The organism is Streptomyces sp. NPDC048623 (assembly GCF_040650755.1).
In the GTDB taxonomy this organism is placed as follows: Bacteria; Actinomycetota; Actinomycetes; order Streptomycetales; family Streptomycetaceae; genus Streptomyces.
This window is the reverse complement of sequence record NZ_JBEZHV010000014.1, coordinates 113,701-128,981: the sequence shown is the minus strand read 5'-3', so window position 1 is coordinate 128,981 and position 15,281 is coordinate 113,701. Positions and strand designations below refer to the sequence as shown.

The following is a 15,281-nucleotide window of genomic DNA, read 5'->3' as shown; positions in this document are numbered from 1 at the left end:
CGCTCCCTGGCCGGCTGCGGGCGGGCGCCCGCGGAATTGCGCTGAACTCTAGCGCGACCCGGAAACGCCCATCGGCGCCCCGCACCGCGCCGGCTGCGCGGTGAGAAGCGCCGATGGGGGGTTGGCACGGCTGTCCGCGCGGCGCCGTCTCCCCGAGTCGGACGGCGCCGTGCGGCTGGTGGCCTGGCTCAGCTGTCGGCCAGGATGTGGGAGAGCTCCGTGTCGAGGTCGAAGTGGCGGTGCTCGGTGCCAGGTGGCACGGCAGCGTCGGTCCGCTTGAGGAACGACTCCAGGGCCCTCGCCGGGGCCTCGAGCAGGGCTTCGCCCTCGGGGGAACTCAGCGCGATGCAGACGACTCCCTGACCGTGGCTGCGGGACGGCCAGACCCGGACGTCGCCCGTGCCGGTGGGCCGGTGCAGCCCCTCGGCGAGAAGGTCGCGGGCGAAGACCCACTCGACCGTCTCCTCGGCTCCGGTGTGGAAGGTGGCGTGCACGGCATACGGATCGGCCGTGTCATACCGCAGGCCCGCGGGTACAGGCAGTGAGGACTCGCTCGACACAACGAGGCGCAGGTGCAGCTCGCAGCTGACCGTGGTGTTCATAAGCGCCAGGGCCTTTCGCTCAGTGTGCGCTCGGGGATTCGCACGTCGGCGAAATCGACATGCCACCTACGGTGCCGTTGTAAACCCCTCTGCCCGTTTTGTGATCGTTCAGGTAGCTCGTATGGGCGCGTGTAACTTTGGGTAATACCGCCATTTCAGCGGGCCGGGCCGGTCCGGTAAATTGGGGCCATGAATGCGGAGAGTGACGAGCGCGCCGGGGAGTCCGCGGCCGACGGGGACAAGCGCGCGCAGCAGGAGACCACGCCGGACGCGGGTGCGGCCGGAGAGGCGCCCCTGGGGTCCCGGGCGCCGGAGTTCATCAAGGCCCGCCGGACCCTGCACCTGAGCTGGCAGGTCGGCGTCTTCGTCGTCGGCCTCGCCGTCGTCGGCGCCGGCATCGTGATGCTGCCGCTGCCCGGCCCCGGCTGGCTGGTGATCTTCGCCGGCATGGCGATCTGGGCGACCGAGTTCGTCTGGGCCCAGCTGGTGCTGCGCTGGACCAAGCGAAAGGTCACCGAGGCCGCCCAGCGCGCCCTCGACCCCAAGGTCCGGCGCCGGAACATCATCCTCACCAGCATCGGCCTGGTGATCATCGGCGTGCTGCTCGGCATCTACCTGTGGAAGTTCGGCTTCGTCATGCCGTGGAAGATCGACGAGTGAGCCGGTGAGCCGGCAGTGGTTCGGAAGCGCCGCTGACATGCGGTAATGTTTGCGGTGCACCCGGGCGATTAGCTCAGCGGGAGAGCACTTCGTTCACACCGAAGGGGTCACTGGTTCGATCCCAGTATCGCCCACCCGGACCGAAGGCCCGGAGACGGATTCCGTCTCCGGGCCTTCGGCGTTCACCGCATCCGGCCCAGCCGCTCCCGCAGTCGGCGCGCGTCACGCAGCCGCTGCTCGTACGTCGCCCCCACCGCGAGCAGCAGCAGACCGGCCAGAGCCGGCGGCAGCCAGCGCGGCAGCGCGCCCACCGCCTGCACCACGTATGGCGCGAGCTCGTGCAGGCCGACCAAGGCCAGCACCGAGCCGCCGAGCAGCAGCGGGGCCTGCAGCCGGAACCGCGCGCCGAGCAGCGTCACCGCGAGCGCCCCGACCCCGAGCAGCAGCGGACGCGTCCAGTACGGGTCCACCCAGGCCGCGAACAGACTCGGCACCAGCGTCGCCGCGAGCCCCGGCCCGTACGCCGTCCACGAGGACGCCTCCGGGTCCCGGCGTCGCCGCAGCACGCCCACCACCAGAGCAGGCACGGTGACCGGCAGCGTGTACGCCTCCGGGGTCGTGACCTCCCAGACCGCGAGCCGTACCCAGGTCGCAAGCAGGAACAGCACCGCCGCCGCCCACGAGGCCACCGGGCGCCGCTCCTCCCGTACCGCCGTCGCTGCCGCGATCACCCCGCCGAGCGCCAGCGCGAGCGCGAGCAGCGCCGGCCGCCCGGCCGCCAGACCGAACCCGCACAGACCGACCGCCGCACCCGTGGCCTCCACCGCCACGGACTCCGGGCGCCGCCGCAGCCACGCGCCGCCCAGACCGGCCGTCCCGGCGGGCACGACGAGCAGCAGCACACCGGCCACCGGCCCGGACAGGCCCACGGCCGCCGCCCCGGCCCCCACCAGACCCGCCACCGCGAGCACGGCCACACACGCCGCGCCCGTGCGCCGCACCCCGTCGCCCAGGATCGCGACCGCGCCGAACAGCACCGCGAGCACCCCGAGCACCGCGAACGTCGCCGCCCGGGTGTCGAGCGCCGCGGGCACCACCGCCAGACCCGAGGCCAGACCGAACCCGAAGCCGAGCCAGGCCACGACCTCCACCGCTCCGTCGAGCCCGCGCGCCACCGCCGCCGGGCGCACCGCCACCGCCAGGACCGCCGCCGTCGCCACCAGCCGGACGGCGAGGGAGGCCCCGTACGGCAGACCGAACGCCACCGGCAGGCCGATGAGCAGGGCCCACACCAGACCGAGCGCGGCTCCCCGCGCCCAGAGGTGCGGCACCGCCACGAGCGCGCCCGTCACGACGAGCAGCACCAGCGAGGCCGTCGCCGGGTAGCCGGACAGCGTCCGCTCGGCGTGCGCCCCCGACCAGATCTCCGTCGTACGGACCTGCGGGTCGAGCAGCCCGAGCACCGCCGGCGGCAGCGCCCACAGCGTGGCCAGTCCGAGCACCCCACCACCCGCGAGCGCCAGCCCGTCCCGAAGCGCGGGCAGCGCCACCGGCGCCGTCCGCGCCGTGGCCCACGGACCCCGGTGCCAGGCCGCCGCGCCCGCGAGCACCAGCGCGCACAACGCGTACCCCGGCACGATCCACGCCTCCGGCACCCCGGCCCGCAGCAGCCCGCCCACCGCGGCGATCCCCGCCAGACCCGCCACCAAGGCCGAGGCGAGCGCCGAGGGCGTGTGGCGCACCGCGAGGAACAGCAGCACGGCGGCACAGGCCAGCAGCAGCGGCAGCGCCTTCACCGGCGAGGTGAGCGAGAGACCCAGGCCCGCGAGCAGCGCCCAGCCGCCCAGTGCCGCCGCACCCACCCCGGCGGTCACCCGCACCGGCAGCGCCTTCGCCCACAGCATCGCCACCACGTCCAGCGCGGCCGTGCCGAGCGCCGCCCACGCGAACGGGATCATCCCGCCGCCGGCCGCGAGCACCCCGAGCGGCAGCGGCAGTTGGGCGGCCACCACGCCCGCCGGGACCGGGATCCGCAGCTTCGGGAGGGCCGAGCCGTACGCCGCCCAGCCGCCGGCCAGGACCGTCGCCGCCACCGCCGTGTAACCGAGCCCGTCGGCCTCCGGCAGCGCCACCCGGTGCAGCGCGTACGCGTCGAGCACCGTCAGGACCAGACCGAGGGCCCCCACCGACTCGGCCGTCGACACCAGGCCGCGGCGCAGCAGCACCACCGGCGCGAACAGCGCGCCCGAGGTCACCACCGCGAGCACCGCCGCCCGCCCGCCGATGCCCATCGTGCCCCAGCTCACCAGCGTGAACACCAGCGCGGCCACTGTGAGCAGCACACCGCCGAGAGTGAGCAGCACGTTCTGGGTGCTGCGCGGGGTCGCCTCGGGAAGGCGCGGCGCGGCCGCTCCGGGCGCCGGCCACGGCCGCGGCCCGGCCGCCGGCGCCGAGAGCGGCGCGGATGCGGCAGCGGCGGCCCGCTGCGCGTCGAGAGCCCGCACCAGCCAGTCCCGGCGCAGCAGCAACTGCGCCCGGTGGGCGTCGAGTCGGGCCAGTTCGCGGTCGACGAGCACGAGCTCTTCCGCGGGAGGCAGGGAGGTGTTCATAGCCGGAGTGTGGCGCCGGACACAGCGGAAGGGGATGCGCACGGATACTCAGATCCGGGACTGAGTAGCCCACACTGGGCCCATGGACTGGTGCCGCTACCGCTTCCGCAGCGTCTGGCGCCTCGCCGCCGCGCCCGACGCCGTCTACGCCGTCCTGGAACGCGCCGAGGAGTACCCGCGCTGGTGGCCGCAGGTCCGCGAGGTCGTCCCGCTCGACGAGCGCACCGGCACCGCCCGCTTCCGCTCCCTGCTGCCGTACGACCTCGTCGTCACCGCCGAGGCCCGGCGCCAGGACCCGGCCGCCCGGGTCCTGGAGATCGGCATGAGCGGCGACCTGGACGGCTGGGCCCGCTGGACCCTCACCGCCGAGGGCACCGGCACCCGCGCCGTGTACGAGCAGGAGGTCGAGGTCCGCAGCCCCCTGATGCGCGCCCTCGCCGTGCCCGGCCGGCCCTTCTTCCGGGCCAACCACGCCCTGATGATGCGCGGTGGCCGCCGCGGCCTCGCCGCCCACCTGCGTACCTAGGGCGCGCCCGGTATGTGTCCCGCCCGAGCCGGTTTGAACGAAGCCCCGTCGGGACTGTATGGTTTCACCCGTTGCCCGGGCGATTAGCTCAGCGGGAGAGCACTTCGTTCACACCGAAGGGGTCACTGGTTCGATCCCAGTATCGCCCACCGGGAGAGGCCGGTCCGTCAGAAGACGGACCGGCCTCAGCTGTTTCCGGGAGCGTACGGCTCACGCCGCCGTCGACAGCTCCGGACGCAGCGGCCACGCCGGGTCCACCGTCTCCGGCGTGCCCTGCCGGGCGAACCAGGCCTGGAGGCCGCGCGCCTGCGCCGCGTGCCACACCGCCTGCAGGGTGTGCAGCTCCGCCGGCGTCAGCCGCTCCAGACGAGAGGCGAACCGCCGCCCCACCGCCCGTACGACCTCCAGGGCCGCCTTCGCGTCGGCCGCGGCGTCGTGCGCGCCGTCCAGGACCACCCCGTACTGCTCGCACAGATCGGTCAGCGTCCGCCGGCCCTTGCGATAGCGGTCCAGATGCTTGTCCAGGACCCGCGGGTCGAGGACGCACAGCGGCACATGCTCCGTGTAGCGGGCCAGCGACGACGCCCGGTGCCGGCGCAGCTCGCGGTCCAGGATCGTCAGGTCGAACGGCGCGTTCATCACCACCAACGGGCGTCCCGCCGCGCTCTGTTCGGATATCGCCCGGGCCAGCTCCTCCACCACCGGCGACGGCCAGCGCCCGTTGCGCTGCAGATGATCGTCCGTCAGACCGTGGACGGCGGTGGCCTCGGGCGGCACCGGCACACCCGGGTTCACCAGCCAGCGCAGCACCCGCGGCCGCATCCCCGCCGCGTCCTGGACGACGAGGGCGGCGGACACGATCCGGTCCTCCTCGACGTCGACTCCCGTGGTCTCCGTGTCGAAAGCGGCCAGGGGCCCCTCGTACCAGTTCGTCGTCATCCCCGAACTCCTCGCACATGCGCGGCAGATGGCCATCCCCCTGCCCGAATCGTTGATACCCGTGCTGTTTGCGCCGTACGCGGACCGGTCACAACACAGGTGAGGGGGAAGGAAACTGACATGGCGCTCGCCCAGCCCGCCTCGGACGGGCTGCCGCCCCAGCGGGCAGCACCGCTGCGCGGCTCACTCGCCACCACCGCCTGCATGGAGACCCTCCAGGTCGGATACCTCCACGCGGTCGCGGCGGCGGCGGGCTGCTCGCTGTCGCAGCCGTTCCCGGACAACGGCATCGACTGGCACGTGAGCCACAGCGCTCCCGGCCACACCGTCGACGACGAGGTGACCATCAAGGTGCAGCTCAAATGCACCTACCAGATACCGCCGCGCGTCCCCGGGGACGAGGCCGGGACCTTCGCCTTCACGCTCGACAACGAGCACCTGGTGAAACTCGCCCGCACCCCCGTCGCGGTCCACAAGATCCTGGTCGTGATGCTCGTGCCCCGCGACCAGGGGGACTGGCTGCGGGCCGGGCACGACCGGCTCGACCTGCGGCACTGCTGCTACTGGACCAACCTGGCCGGGCACCCGGTCACGGGACGGCGCAGGACCACCGTGCGCATCCCGACGACGCGGATCTTCGACGACACGGCGCTCTGCGCGATCATGGCCCGGGTCGGCGTGGGAGGGAGACCCTGATGCACCGGCCGATCGACGAACCGGAGAACGGCGCCGGCCACGGCCCCGGACCGCACCTCCCACCGGGCCGCACCGTGCCCCCGCCCTTCCGGCCCCAGCCCCACCCCGCGCCGGGCGAACTCCCCGGCCACTGGAGCGGCGTGCCCGCCGCACCCGTCGGCCCCTGGGCCGACGCGGGCGGGTCACCCGACCCCGGCCGGGTCGACCCGCGGGTGCTCGGCGCCCTCCTCGCCCGGCACGGCTGGCGTCGCCGCGGCGGCGCGGCCGGCCGCTACAGCCGCTGGTCCCCGCCAGGACCCGGCACCGTCGGCCGCGGCACCAGCCTGCTCGTGCCCGAGAGCCGCGCCTTCCCCGACTCCGACGACCTCATCGGCGAGGCGCTCACCGCCCTCGCCCACAGTGCCGACCCCTCCGCCCGCGAGGTCCTCACCGGCCTCGCCGTCCCCAGCGACGAGATCCGCTGGTGGCGCGACGTGCCGCCCGGACCCGCCGGGGCCGTGCCCTGGCCCGTGCAGGAACAGCTCCGCAGCGCCGCCCGCGGCCTGCTCCTCGCCGGCGCCCTCGCCGTCCGCGACCGGGCCGGCTACCACGGCGCCCGCCACAAGCGGCAGGCCCAGGCCTCCCTCGAATCCGTCGTCGTCGGCGCCGCACCCGGCGGCCGCGGCCTCACCGCCTTCCTGCCCGTCGACCCCGGCCGCGCCGTCACCGTCCGGCTCTACCACGCGCTGTACGCCGCCCGGGAGGCCGTCGACTACCAGCGGGCCACCGGCGGCATGGAGGCCTTCGACACCGCCGTCCAGGCCGGGGTCAGCCGCGAGCTCACCGAAGCCCTGGTCGCGCTGGTCCGCGGCACCGAGGGTGCCGGGATCACCCTGGAGTGGTCCCCGGCCGCCGGCACCCCCAGCGGCTGCGCCGCGCGCCCCGAGCCCGTCGAGTTCTCGCCCGGCGACCTGCCCGCCCTGCGCGAGGCCGGCGCCCGCTATCTGAACGACGAGCCCTCCGTACCCGTACGCATCACCGGCACCGTCGTCCGCATGCGCCGCTCCGGGCCGCGCGGCGAGGGCACCGTACGGCTCCGTGTCCTCGCCGGCGCCGAGGTCGGGCATGTCCGCGCCACCCTCGACGAGGAGGCCTACCGCACCGCGGGCCACGCCCACCTGGTCGGGCTGCCCATCCGGGTCGTCGGGCGCCTGGAGAGCCGCGGCGGCTTCCGCCGGCTGACCGATGCCACCGGGGTCGTACCCGTCCAGGTCGACGAGGCGGAGCGGGACCGCCTGATGAAGTCGCTGCACGACAGCGGCGAGGACGGAAGCTTCTTCGGCGAGGGGTGCGGCCCGGAGGAGGAATAGGGCACGGGGAGGAACAGGGCACGAGAAACGGGCGCGACCCCGGCAGGCCCGAGCCCGTAGGATCGGTGCAGCGCGGCACCTCGTCTCTGCCGTGCACCGTTGGCGCCGGCACCTCGTGTCTGCCCGCGCCCCTATGTATGGAGTACCCGTGTCTGAAGTCCGTGTGACCGTCCAGTCCGCCTCCGGGCCAGAGGAGAGGACGGTGAGCGCGGGCACCACGGCCGGCGCGCTGTTCGCCGACGACCGCACCGTCATCGCCGCCCGTGTCGCGGGCGAGCTGAAGGACCTGTCGTACGAGCTCGCCGAGGGCGATGTCGTCGAGGGCGTCGAGATCTCGTCCGAGGACGGCCTGAACATCCTGCGCCACTCCACCGCGCACGTGATGGCGCAGGCCGTGCAGGAGGTCTTCCCGGAGGCCAAGCTGGGCATCGGCCCGCCGGTCCGGGACGGCTTCTACTACGACTTCGATGTCGAGAAGCCGTTCACGCCCGAGGATCTCAAGACCATCGAGAAGAAGATGCAGGAGATCCAGAAGCGCGGCCAGCGCTTCTCGCGCCGTGTCGTCACCGACGACGCCGCCCGCGAGGAGCTCGCCGACGAGCCGTACAAGCTGGAGCTCATCGGCATCAAGGGCTCCGCGTCGACCGACGACGGCGCGAACGTCGAGGTGGGCGGCGGCGAGCTGACCATCTACGACAACCTGGACGCCAAGACCGGCGAGCTGTGCTGGAAGGACCTCTGCCGCGGTCCCCACCTGCCGACCACCCGCAACATCCCGGCGTTCAAGCTGATGCGCAACGCGGCCGCCTACTGGCGTGGCAGCGAGAAGAACCCGATGCTGCAGCGCATCTACGGCACCGCGTGGCCGTCGAAGGAGGAGCTGAAGGCCCACCTCGACTTCCTCGCCGAGGCCGAGAAGCGCGACCACCGCAAGCTCGGCAACGAGCTCGACCTGTTCTCCATCCCGGACGAGATCGGCTCCGGCCTCGCCGTCTTCCACCCCAAGGGCGGCATCATCCGCCGGACCATGGAGGACTACTCCAGGAAGAGGCACGAGGAGGAGGGCTACGAGTTCGTCTACTCGCCGCACGCCACCAAGGGCAAGCTCTTCGAGAAGTCCGGCCACCTCGACTGGTACGCCGAGGGCATGTACCCGCCCATGCAGCTCGACGAGGGCGTGGACTACTACCTCAAGCCCATGAACTGCCCGATGCACAACCTGATCTTCGACGCGCGCGGGCGCAGCTACCGTGAGCTGCCCCTGAGGCTGTTTGAGTTCGGCACTGTGTACCGGTACGAGAAGTCCGGCGTCGTGCACGGTCTGACCCGCGCCCGGGGCTTCACGCAGGACGACGCGCACATCTACTGCACCCGCGAGCAGATGTCGGAGGAGCTCGACAAGACGCTCACCTTCGTCCTCAACCTGCTGCGCGACTACGGTCTGACCGACTTCTACCTGGAGCTGTCGACCAAGGACGAGACCAAGTTCGTCGGCTCTGACGAGGCCTGGGAGGAGGCCACCGAGACCCTGCGGCAGGTGGCCGAGAAGCAGGGCCTCCCGCTGACCCCCGACCCGGGTGGCGCGGCCTTCTACGGCCCGAAGATCTCCGTCCAGGCGAAGGACGCCATCGGCCGTACCTGGCAGATGAGCACCATCCAGTTGGACTTCAACCTGCCGGAGCGCTTCGACCTGGAGTACACGGCGGCGGACGGCTCGCGCCAGCGCCCGGTCATGATCCACCGCGCGCTGTTCGGTTCGATCGAGCGCTTCTTCGCAGTGCTCCTGGAGCACTACGCGGGCGCCATGCCGCCGTGGCTGGCCCCGGTGCAGGCGGTCGGCATCCCGATCGGCGACGCGCACGTCGAGTACCTGCAGGAGTTCGCCGCCGAGGCGAAGAAGAAGGGCCTGCGGGTCGAGGTGGACGCCTCGTCCGACCGTATGCAGAAGAAGATCCGGAACCAGCAGCGCCAGAAGGTGCCGTTCATGATCATCGTCGGTGACGACGACATGAACGCGGGCACGGTCTCCTTCCGCTACCGCGACGGTTCGCAGGAGAACGGGATCCCCCGTGACCAGGCGCTGGCCAAGCTCGTTGACGTGGTGGAGAAGCGCGTCCAGGTGTGAGTGGTCCCCGCGTGAGCGGGGGTGATCCGATTCGGACGCACCAGAAGCTCAAGGTGCCATGCTCCCCGCCTTCGCGGGGCTAGGAGGCCCCCGGGGATCCCCCCGGGGGCCTCTTCTCGTCCTCCCGCGTGAACACCTGGATCAGCCAGGACGAGAACGAGCCGGTGACGGCGCCGAGCAGCGCGAGCCCGCAGGTCATCAGGCCCACGGCGATCACGCGGCCCAACGGCGTCACCGGGGTGACATCGCCGTAGCCCACCGTCGTCAGGGTTTCGCAGGTCCACCACAGCGAGTCGCCGAAGGTACGGATCGTCGCGCCCGGGGCGCCGTACTCGGCCTGGTAGACGGCGAGCGCGCCGGCGAAGCCGATCAGGGCCACCGAGAGGCCCGAGTACGCCATGACCCGGGCGTAGAGCGTGAGGCGCGGCTGGTGATGGCGGCGCTGCATCCGTTCGTAGACGCGCACCACGCGCAGCGGGCGCAGCAGCGGCAGCAGCAGGACGACGGTGTCGAGGAAGTGCCGGCGTACGAAGCGCCACGGGGCGAGGCCGCTGAAGCGGAGGCGGACCGCGTAGTCGACGACGAAGACCGCCCAGGAGCCGAAGGTCAGCGCCAGACAGAAGTCCCGCCAGATCTCGGGCAGGTCGTGGGCGAGCACGCGGACCGCGTACGCGGCGAGAAAGAGGAAGGAGGCCACGGCCAGCGGGGTCTCCATGCGCCGGTCCCAGCGCTCCTCCCGGGAAGGTGTCGGCGTCGGCGGCCTGTCGCTCATCGGATCAGGATGGCCCCTGCACCGATCTTCTGCCCCGGCGACACGTTCCGAACGGGCGAAGCAATATGCTGCACAGCATGACGACTGAGCCGGAACAGCAGATCGGAGTGGGGGCGCCGGACGCGTTCCAGCGCCTGTGGACCCCGCACCGGATGGCGTACATCCAGGGCGAGAACAAGCCGACCGGGCCCGGCGCCGAGGACGGCTGTCCCTTCTGCACGATCCCGGCGAAGTCGGACGAGGACGGCCTGGTGATCGCGCGCGGTACGAGCGTGTACGCGGTGCTCAACCTGTACCCGTACAACGGCGGGCACCTGATGGTGGTCCCGTACCGCCATGTCGCCGACTACACGGACCTGGATGTGGCCGAGACGGCCGAGCTGGGTGAGTTCACCAAGCGGGCCATGGTGGCGCTGCGGGCGGCCTCGGGCGCGCACGGCTTCAACATCGGCATGAACCAGGGCACGGTCGCGGGTGCGGGCATCGCCGCGCATCTGCACCAGCACGTGGTGCCGCGCTGGGGCGGTGACACCAACTTCATGCCGGTGGTGGGGCACACCAAGGTGCTGCCGCAGCTGCTCGCGGACACCCGGAAGATGCTGGCGGACGCCTGGCCGGCCGGTCTCTGAGCCGTACAGGCCGTACGGGCCGTACAGCGGCCTGATCCGTACGACAGTGGGGAGCCCCGGCACCGGGGCTCCCCACCGTGTCTTGCGCCTGTCGTACGGCGCTACGCGTCGTAGACGTCGGCCTTCTTCGGGCCGGGGTCCTGGATGCCGCCGCTGAGGACGAGCGAGCGGGCGGCGAAGCGCTCGGTGTCCACGTTGTGCTCGTCGAGGACCCGGAGGGTGGCCGCGTGCACCGCGCGCAGCACCGGGGTGGCCGTGCGGATGGCGTCGTCGGCCATGAAGCGGTGCCGCCAGGGCTGGCCGGCCCAGGCGTGCCGCAGGCCGAAGGGCTCGGGCAGGACGAGCTTGCCGCCGAGGAAGTCGAGGATCGGCGGGAACCAGGTCAGGGGCGCGCGTACGGCCTGGCGGACGACGTCGTCGGTGTCGGTGAGCGGGAGTGTGATCTCGCGGGTCTCCCAGAACCTGACGGTCTTGGAGACCTCCTTGGTCTTGGCCTTCGGCTTGGTGGTGAAGAGCGAGTGGACCGGGCCGAGGGCGTGGCCGGTGACCTCGACGCGCAGGGTGTGGTGGAGCGAGGTGACCGTCACCATCATGGTGAGGACCAGCTGCCCGTCCCAGAGCGTGAACTGGACGCCCAGGTAGTGGCGGTTTCCACTGCCGAACTGCTGGTCGTTGCAGATGCGCTGTATCTCGTGGGGCTTCACCTGGTAGTGCACGATGTTCTCGCCGTCGGGGCGGGAGACCTCGTCGGCGCCCTCGCCGACGGGGGACACGATCCAGTGCTTGACGGTCGGCTTGGGGAAGCCGGTCTTGAGCGAGCCGCGCTCCAGGAGCGTGAGCTCGGTGTGGATCTGGCGGACCACGTCCCAGGCGCGGAAGTCGTGGATCTCCTTGCCCTCGCGCGGGACGAGTTCCTCGGCCATGGTCCAGCTGCCCCAGCGGGTGCCCATGCCCAGTATCCCCTTGGGGCCGGCGTAGAAGACGATGTTGGACTGCTGCTCGGCGCCGAGCTTCTCCAGGTTGAGGCGGAGCTCCTCGGCGGTCTTCTCGGTCGGGTCGGTGGGGACCGCCTCGGGGATCTTCGCGCCGATGCCGCCGCCGCTGAGCAGCGCGGTCCAGCGGTCGCGGAGGTCCTTGGCGGTGTTCTCGCAGATGCGGCGGGCGAGGTACCAGCCGACGACGGGCGCCACGATCATCGCGCGCAGGTAGTTGGGGAGCACCCCGTCGAAGGGCAGCTTGATCAGGACGAGCAGGGCGAAGAGGCCGGCGGCGGCGAGGACGGCGGAGCCGATGGCGCTGGTGCGCTTGTTGTCGGAGCCGGCGGCGGTGCGGCGCAGCCAGATCACGCCGAGCCAGAGCAGCAGCCCGGGCAGGAACAGGACGCCGAAGACGAAGGTGACCAGGGTCAGCTTGACGTCGCGCTGCTTGCGGATGCCGTTGGCGGCCAGGCAGTGCTCGACGACGGGCTGGGGGTCGGCGCCGAAGGACTGGATCAGGGCCTTGCGGGCGCCGCCGAGCATCCGGACCTGGACGGCGCGGGAGAAGGCCTCGCCGAGGTCGGGCCGGAAGAGCTTGTGGGCCTTGCCCTCCTTGACCGTCGACTTGTGGAGGTCGTTGTTCGCGTCGAGGATCGCCTCGACCGGGCTGTCGCGGTACGCGGCGGAGGCGAGGGCATGGGTCGCCGCCGTCTGTGCGTCCGAGCCCTGCAGGGGGATCTGCGCCCCGGGTCCGAAACTGCCGATCGTCACTGCCGCCCCCATCGCCACTGTTCCTGTGCGGGCTGTTCCCAACTGCCGCGCCCCGCACACCTTCTGAGCTGGGCACCACAGCGTAACCGGGTGGCGACGGATGCGTCACGGGAGCGGGCGGAGGCGGCCGAATGCACGAGGGGGGCGGCCGGAAGCGGCCGAATGCCGCCCGCCGGAGGGGAGTTGGACGGGCGGCACCGGCTGTCAGGGGGTCAGGAGACGGGGGCCGGCACCCGTTTGTGGTTCCGGGGGCCGGCCCGCCGGGGTCAGGATCCGGCCTGTTCGCGGATCTTCTCGGCCAGCTGCGGGGGCATCGCCTCGTGGCGGGCGTAGGAGCGGTCGAAGGTGCCGGTGCCGTGCGAGACGGAGCGCAGGTCCACCGCGTACCGCCCGATCTCGATCTCGGGGACCTCGGCGCGCACCAGGGTCCGGCCGGGTCCGGCCTGTTCGGTGCCGACCACCCGGCCGCGCCGTCCGGACAGGTCGCTCATCACCGCGCCCACGTAGTCGTCGGGGACCAGGACGGTGACCTCGGCGACCGGCTCCAGGAGGTGGATCGGGACCTCGGCCGCGGCCTCCCTCAGGGCCAGGGCGCCGGCGGTCTGGAAGGCGGCGTCGGAGGAGTCCACGGAGTGCGCCTTGCCGTCCCGCAGGGTGACCCGGATGTCGACCAGCGGATAGCCGGCGGCGACCCCGCGCGCGGCCTGGGCCCGGACGCCCTTCTCCACGGACGGGATGAACTGGCGGGGCACCGAGCCGCCGACCACCTTGTCGACGAACTCGATCCCGCTGCCCGGCGGCAGCGGCTCGACGTCGATCTCGCAGATGGCGTACTGGCCGTGCCCGCCGGACTGCTTGACGTGCCGGCCGCGCCCGGCGGAGCCCGCGCCGAAGGTCTCGCGCAGGGACACCTTGTGCGGCACGGTGTCGACCTGGACGCCGTACCGGCCGCGCAGCCGCTCCAGGGCCACGTCCGCGTGCGCCTCGCCCAGGCACCACAGGACGACCTGGTGGGTGTCCTGGTTCTGTTCGAGCCGCATCGTCGGGTCCTCGGCGACCAGTCGCGCCAGGCCCTGGGACAGCCGGTCCTCGTCGGCCTTGCTGTGCGCCTCGATCGCCAGCGGCAGCAGCGGCTCCGGCATGCTCCACGGTTCCATCAGGAGCGGGGCGTCCTTGGCGGACAGGGTGTCGCCGGTCTCGGCGCGCGCGAGCTTGGCGACGCAGGCGAGGTCGCCGGCGACGCAGTGGGCGAGGGTGTGCTGCTGCTTGCCGAAGGGGGCGGTCAGCGCCCCGATCCGCTCCTCGACGTCGTGGTCCTCGTGGCCCCGGTCGGCCAGGCCGTGCCCGGAGACGTGCACCGTCTCGTCGGGCCGCAGGGTGCCGGAGAAGACCCGGACCAGCGAGATCCGGCCGACGTACGGGTCGGAGGAGGTCTTCACGACCTCGGCGACCAGCGGCCCGTCCGGGTCGCACGCCACCGCGGGCCGGGTGCCGCCCTCCGGGGTGGTCACGGCGGGGGCCTCCCGCTCCAGCGGGCTGGGGAATCCGCCGGTGATCAGCTCTAGGAGCTCGACGGTGCCCAGGCCCTGCTTCCCGCCGTCCGCCGCCGGGGCCGCGGCGAGCACCGGGTGGAAGGAGCCGCGGGCGACGGCCTTCTCCAGGTCGTCGATCAGGGTCTTGAGGTCCACGTCCTCGCCGGCGAGATAGCGGTCCATCAGGGTCTCGTCCTCGCTCTCGGCGATGATCCCCTCGATCAGCCGGCCCCGGGCCTCCGCGATCAGCGGCCGCTGCGCCTCGTCGGGCGGGTCCTCCCGCCGTACCCCCGTGGAGTAGTCGAAGATCCGCTGTGTGAGCAGTCCCACCAGGCCGGTGGCCGGGGCGTGCCCGTCGGCGCTCTCGGCGCCGCGTACCGGCAGGTAGAGGGGGAGGACGGCGTCGGGGTCGTCGCCGCCGAAGAGCGTGCCGAGCAGGTCGGTGAGCCGGGTGAAGTCGGTGCGTGCCGTGTCGAGGTGGGTGACGACGATCGCCCGGGGCATGCCGACCGCGGCGCACTCCTCCCACACGGCGCGGGTCGAACCGACGACCGCGTCGGCCTCCTGCGCCGCCGAGACGACGAAGAGGGCCGCGTCCGCCGCGCGCAGACCGGCCCTCAGTTCCCCGACGAAGTCGGCGTATCCGGGTGTGTCCAGGATGTTGATCTTGTAGTCGCCCCATTCGACGGGGACGAGCGAGAGCTGTACGGAACGCTGCTGGCGGTGCTCGATCTCGTCGTAGTCGGAGACCGTCGCGCCGTCCTCGACCCGGCCGGCCCGGTTGACCGCGCCCGCGGTCTGGGCCAGTGCCTCGACGAGGGTCGTCTTTCCCGATCCGCTGTGGCCGACCAGCACCACGTTCCGCACCTTCGAGGGCCGGTCGGCCGTTGGAGCCCTGCCGGCGGCTCCGGAGCGGGGGTTCGCCTTGTCGCCCATGATGTGTTCCTCCCGACTGCTCGTACCTGCTCGTACGGTGTGGGGACGCGGGCACGGGGGAGGGGCGGCACCTGGCCGGCGGCGCACGGCCGCCCGTCGCGTGCGGCTCGCCTCCGGCGACGCCCGCGGTTGTCCTTCGAGCTTTGCACCGACGTCAC

At 72.6% G+C, this 15,281-nt stretch carries 12 protein-coding genes and 2 tRNA genes; 8 read left to right on the top strand and 6 right to left on the bottom strand.

Annotated elements, in window-relative coordinates:
• Nucleotides 1-188: 188 nt before the first annotated feature.
• Nucleotides 189-602 (bottom strand): SsgA family sporulation/cell division regulator, encoded by a 414-nt coding sequence (locus tag AB0C73_RS21350; RefSeq protein ID WP_015032345.1) that lies wholly within the window; start codon nucleotides 600-602, stop codon nucleotides 189-191.
• A gap of 189 nt (nucleotides 603-791) precedes the next feature.
• Here AB0C73_RS21350 and AB0C73_RS21345 point away from each other — a divergent pair, with 189 nt between their 5' ends.
• Both AB0C73_RS21345 and AB0C73_RS21340 read left to right on the top strand, forming a co-directional pair.
• A complete protein-coding gene (locus tag AB0C73_RS21345) occupies nucleotides 792-1,262 on the top strand; it encodes a TIGR02611 family protein (RefSeq protein WP_362532318.1) in 471 nt (156 codons plus the stop codon).
• A gap of 62 nt (nucleotides 1,263-1,324) precedes the next feature.
• Nucleotides 1,325-1,396, top strand: a tRNA-Val gene (locus AB0C73_RS21340).
• A 48-nt stretch (nucleotides 1,397-1,444) separates the two neighbouring features.
• Here AB0C73_RS21340 and AB0C73_RS21335 read toward each other — a convergent pair.
• A complete protein-coding gene (locus tag AB0C73_RS21335) occupies nucleotides 1,445-3,871 on the bottom strand; it encodes a hypothetical protein (RefSeq protein WP_362532315.1) in 2,427 nt (808 codons plus the stop codon).
• A gap of 82 nt (nucleotides 3,872-3,953) precedes the next feature.
• Here AB0C73_RS21335 and AB0C73_RS21330 point away from each other — a divergent pair, with 82 nt between their 5' ends.
• Together AB0C73_RS21330 and AB0C73_RS21325 are read left to right on the top strand one after the other, a co-directional pair.
• Nucleotides 3,954-4,397 carry an SRPBCC family protein gene (locus AB0C73_RS21330; RefSeq protein ID WP_362532313.1) on the top strand — a complete coding sequence of 148 codons (444 nt, stop codon included), beginning with the start codon at nucleotides 3,954-3,956 and terminating at the stop codon, nucleotides 4,395-4,397.
• Between the two features lie 77 nt (nucleotides 4,398-4,474).
• A tRNA-Val gene (locus AB0C73_RS21325) sits at nucleotides 4,475-4,546 on the top strand.
• A 61-nt stretch (nucleotides 4,547-4,607) separates the two neighbouring features.
• On the opposite strand, the gene AB0C73_RS21320 is transcribed toward AB0C73_RS21325, so the two are convergent.
• Complete coding sequence (locus AB0C73_RS21320; protein ID WP_362532311.1) at nucleotides 4,608-5,336, bottom strand: 3'-5' exonuclease; 729 nt, start codon at nucleotides 5,334-5,336, stop codon at nucleotides 4,608-4,610.
• A gap of 120 nt (nucleotides 5,337-5,456) precedes the next feature.
• Here AB0C73_RS21320 and AB0C73_RS21315 point away from each other — a divergent pair, with 120 nt between their 5' ends.
• From AB0C73_RS21315 to thrS, 3 genes are all read left to right on the top strand, one after another.
• Entirely contained in the window at nucleotides 5,457-6,032 is a 576-nt protein-coding gene (locus tag AB0C73_RS21315; protein ID WP_362532310.1) for a DUF4365 domain-containing protein, read from the top strand.
• Nucleotides 6,032-7,381 (top strand): hypothetical protein, encoded by a 1,350-nt coding sequence (locus AB0C73_RS21310; protein ID WP_362532308.1) that lies wholly within the window; start codon nucleotides 6,032-6,034, stop codon nucleotides 7,379-7,381. The genes AB0C73_RS21315 and AB0C73_RS21310 overlap by 1 nt, the downstream gene beginning before the upstream one ends.
• 148 nt (nucleotides 7,382-7,529) lie before the next feature.
• Complete coding sequence (gene thrS / locus AB0C73_RS21305; RefSeq protein WP_362532307.1) at nucleotides 7,530-9,506, top strand: threonine--tRNA ligase; 1,977 nt, start codon at nucleotides 7,530-7,532, stop codon at nucleotides 9,504-9,506.
• A 79-nt stretch (nucleotides 9,507-9,585) separates the two neighbouring features.
• Here thrS and AB0C73_RS21300 read toward each other — a convergent pair whose 3' ends face one another.
• On the bottom strand, nucleotides 9,586-10,278 hold the full coding sequence (locus tag AB0C73_RS21300) for an ion channel (RefSeq protein ID WP_362532304.1): 693 nt from the start codon (nucleotides 10,276-10,278) through the stop codon (nucleotides 9,586-9,588).
• Nucleotides 10,279-10,343: 65 nt separating this feature from the next.
• Between AB0C73_RS21300 and AB0C73_RS21295 the strand changes: the two genes are divergently transcribed.
• Complete coding sequence (locus tag AB0C73_RS21295; protein ID WP_362532302.1) at nucleotides 10,344-10,907, top strand: HIT domain-containing protein; 564 nt, start codon at nucleotides 10,344-10,346, stop codon at nucleotides 10,905-10,907.
• A gap of 101 nt (nucleotides 10,908-11,008) precedes the next feature.
• On the opposite strand, the gene AB0C73_RS21290 is transcribed toward AB0C73_RS21295, so the two are convergent.
• Both AB0C73_RS21290 and AB0C73_RS21285 read right to left on the bottom strand, forming a co-directional pair.
• Nucleotides 11,009-12,667 (bottom strand): hypothetical protein, encoded by a 1,659-nt coding sequence (locus AB0C73_RS21290; RefSeq protein ID WP_362532299.1) that lies wholly within the window; start codon nucleotides 12,665-12,667, stop codon nucleotides 11,009-11,011.
• Between the two features lie 254 nt (nucleotides 12,668-12,921).
• On the bottom strand, nucleotides 12,922-15,123 hold the full coding sequence (locus tag AB0C73_RS21285; protein ID WP_362532296.1) for an elongation factor G-like protein EF-G2: 2,202 nt from the start codon (nucleotides 15,121-15,123) through the stop codon (nucleotides 12,922-12,924).
• Nucleotides 15,124-15,281: the final 158 nt, after the last annotated feature.

Bases quoted from the DNA above. Each gene is read 5' to 3' on its own strand.
- AB0C73_RS21350 (WP_015032345.1), bottom strand. From the start codon at position 602: ATGAACACCACGGTCAGCTGCGAGCTGCACCTGCGCCTCGTTGTGTCG.
- AB0C73_RS21345 (WP_362532318.1), top strand. From the start codon at position 792: ATGAATGCGGAGAGTGACGAGCGCGCCGGGGAGTCCGCGGCCGACGGG.
- AB0C73_RS21335 (WP_362532315.1), bottom strand. From the start codon at position 3,871: ATGAACACCTCCCTGCCTCCCGCGGAAGAGCTCGTGCTCGTCGACCGC.
- AB0C73_RS21330 (WP_362532313.1), top strand. From the start codon at position 3,954: ATGGACTGGTGCCGCTACCGCTTCCGCAGCGTCTGGCGCCTCGCCGCC.
- AB0C73_RS21320 (WP_362532311.1), bottom strand. From the start codon at position 5,336: ATGACGACGAACTGGTACGAGGGGCCCCTGGCCGCTTTCGACACGGAG.
- AB0C73_RS21315 (WP_362532310.1), top strand. From the start codon at position 5,457: ATGGCGCTCGCCCAGCCCGCCTCGGACGGGCTGCCGCCCCAGCGGGCA.
- AB0C73_RS21310 (WP_362532308.1), top strand. From the start codon at position 6,032: ATGCACCGGCCGATCGACGAACCGGAGAACGGCGCCGGCCACGGCCCC.
- AB0C73_RS21300 (WP_362532304.1), bottom strand. From the start codon at position 10,278: ATGAGCGACAGGCCGCCGACGCCGACACCTTCCCGGGAGGAGCGCTGG.
- AB0C73_RS21295 (WP_362532302.1), top strand. From the start codon at position 10,344: ATGCTGCACAGCATGACGACTGAGCCGGAACAGCAGATCGGAGTGGGG.
- AB0C73_RS21290 (WP_362532299.1), bottom strand. From the start codon at position 12,667: ATGGGGGCGGCAGTGACGATCGGCAGTTTCGGACCCGGGGCGCAGATC.
- AB0C73_RS21285 (WP_362532296.1), bottom strand. From the start codon at position 15,123: ATGGGCGACAAGGCGAACCCCCGCTCCGGAGCCGCCGGCAGGGCTCCA.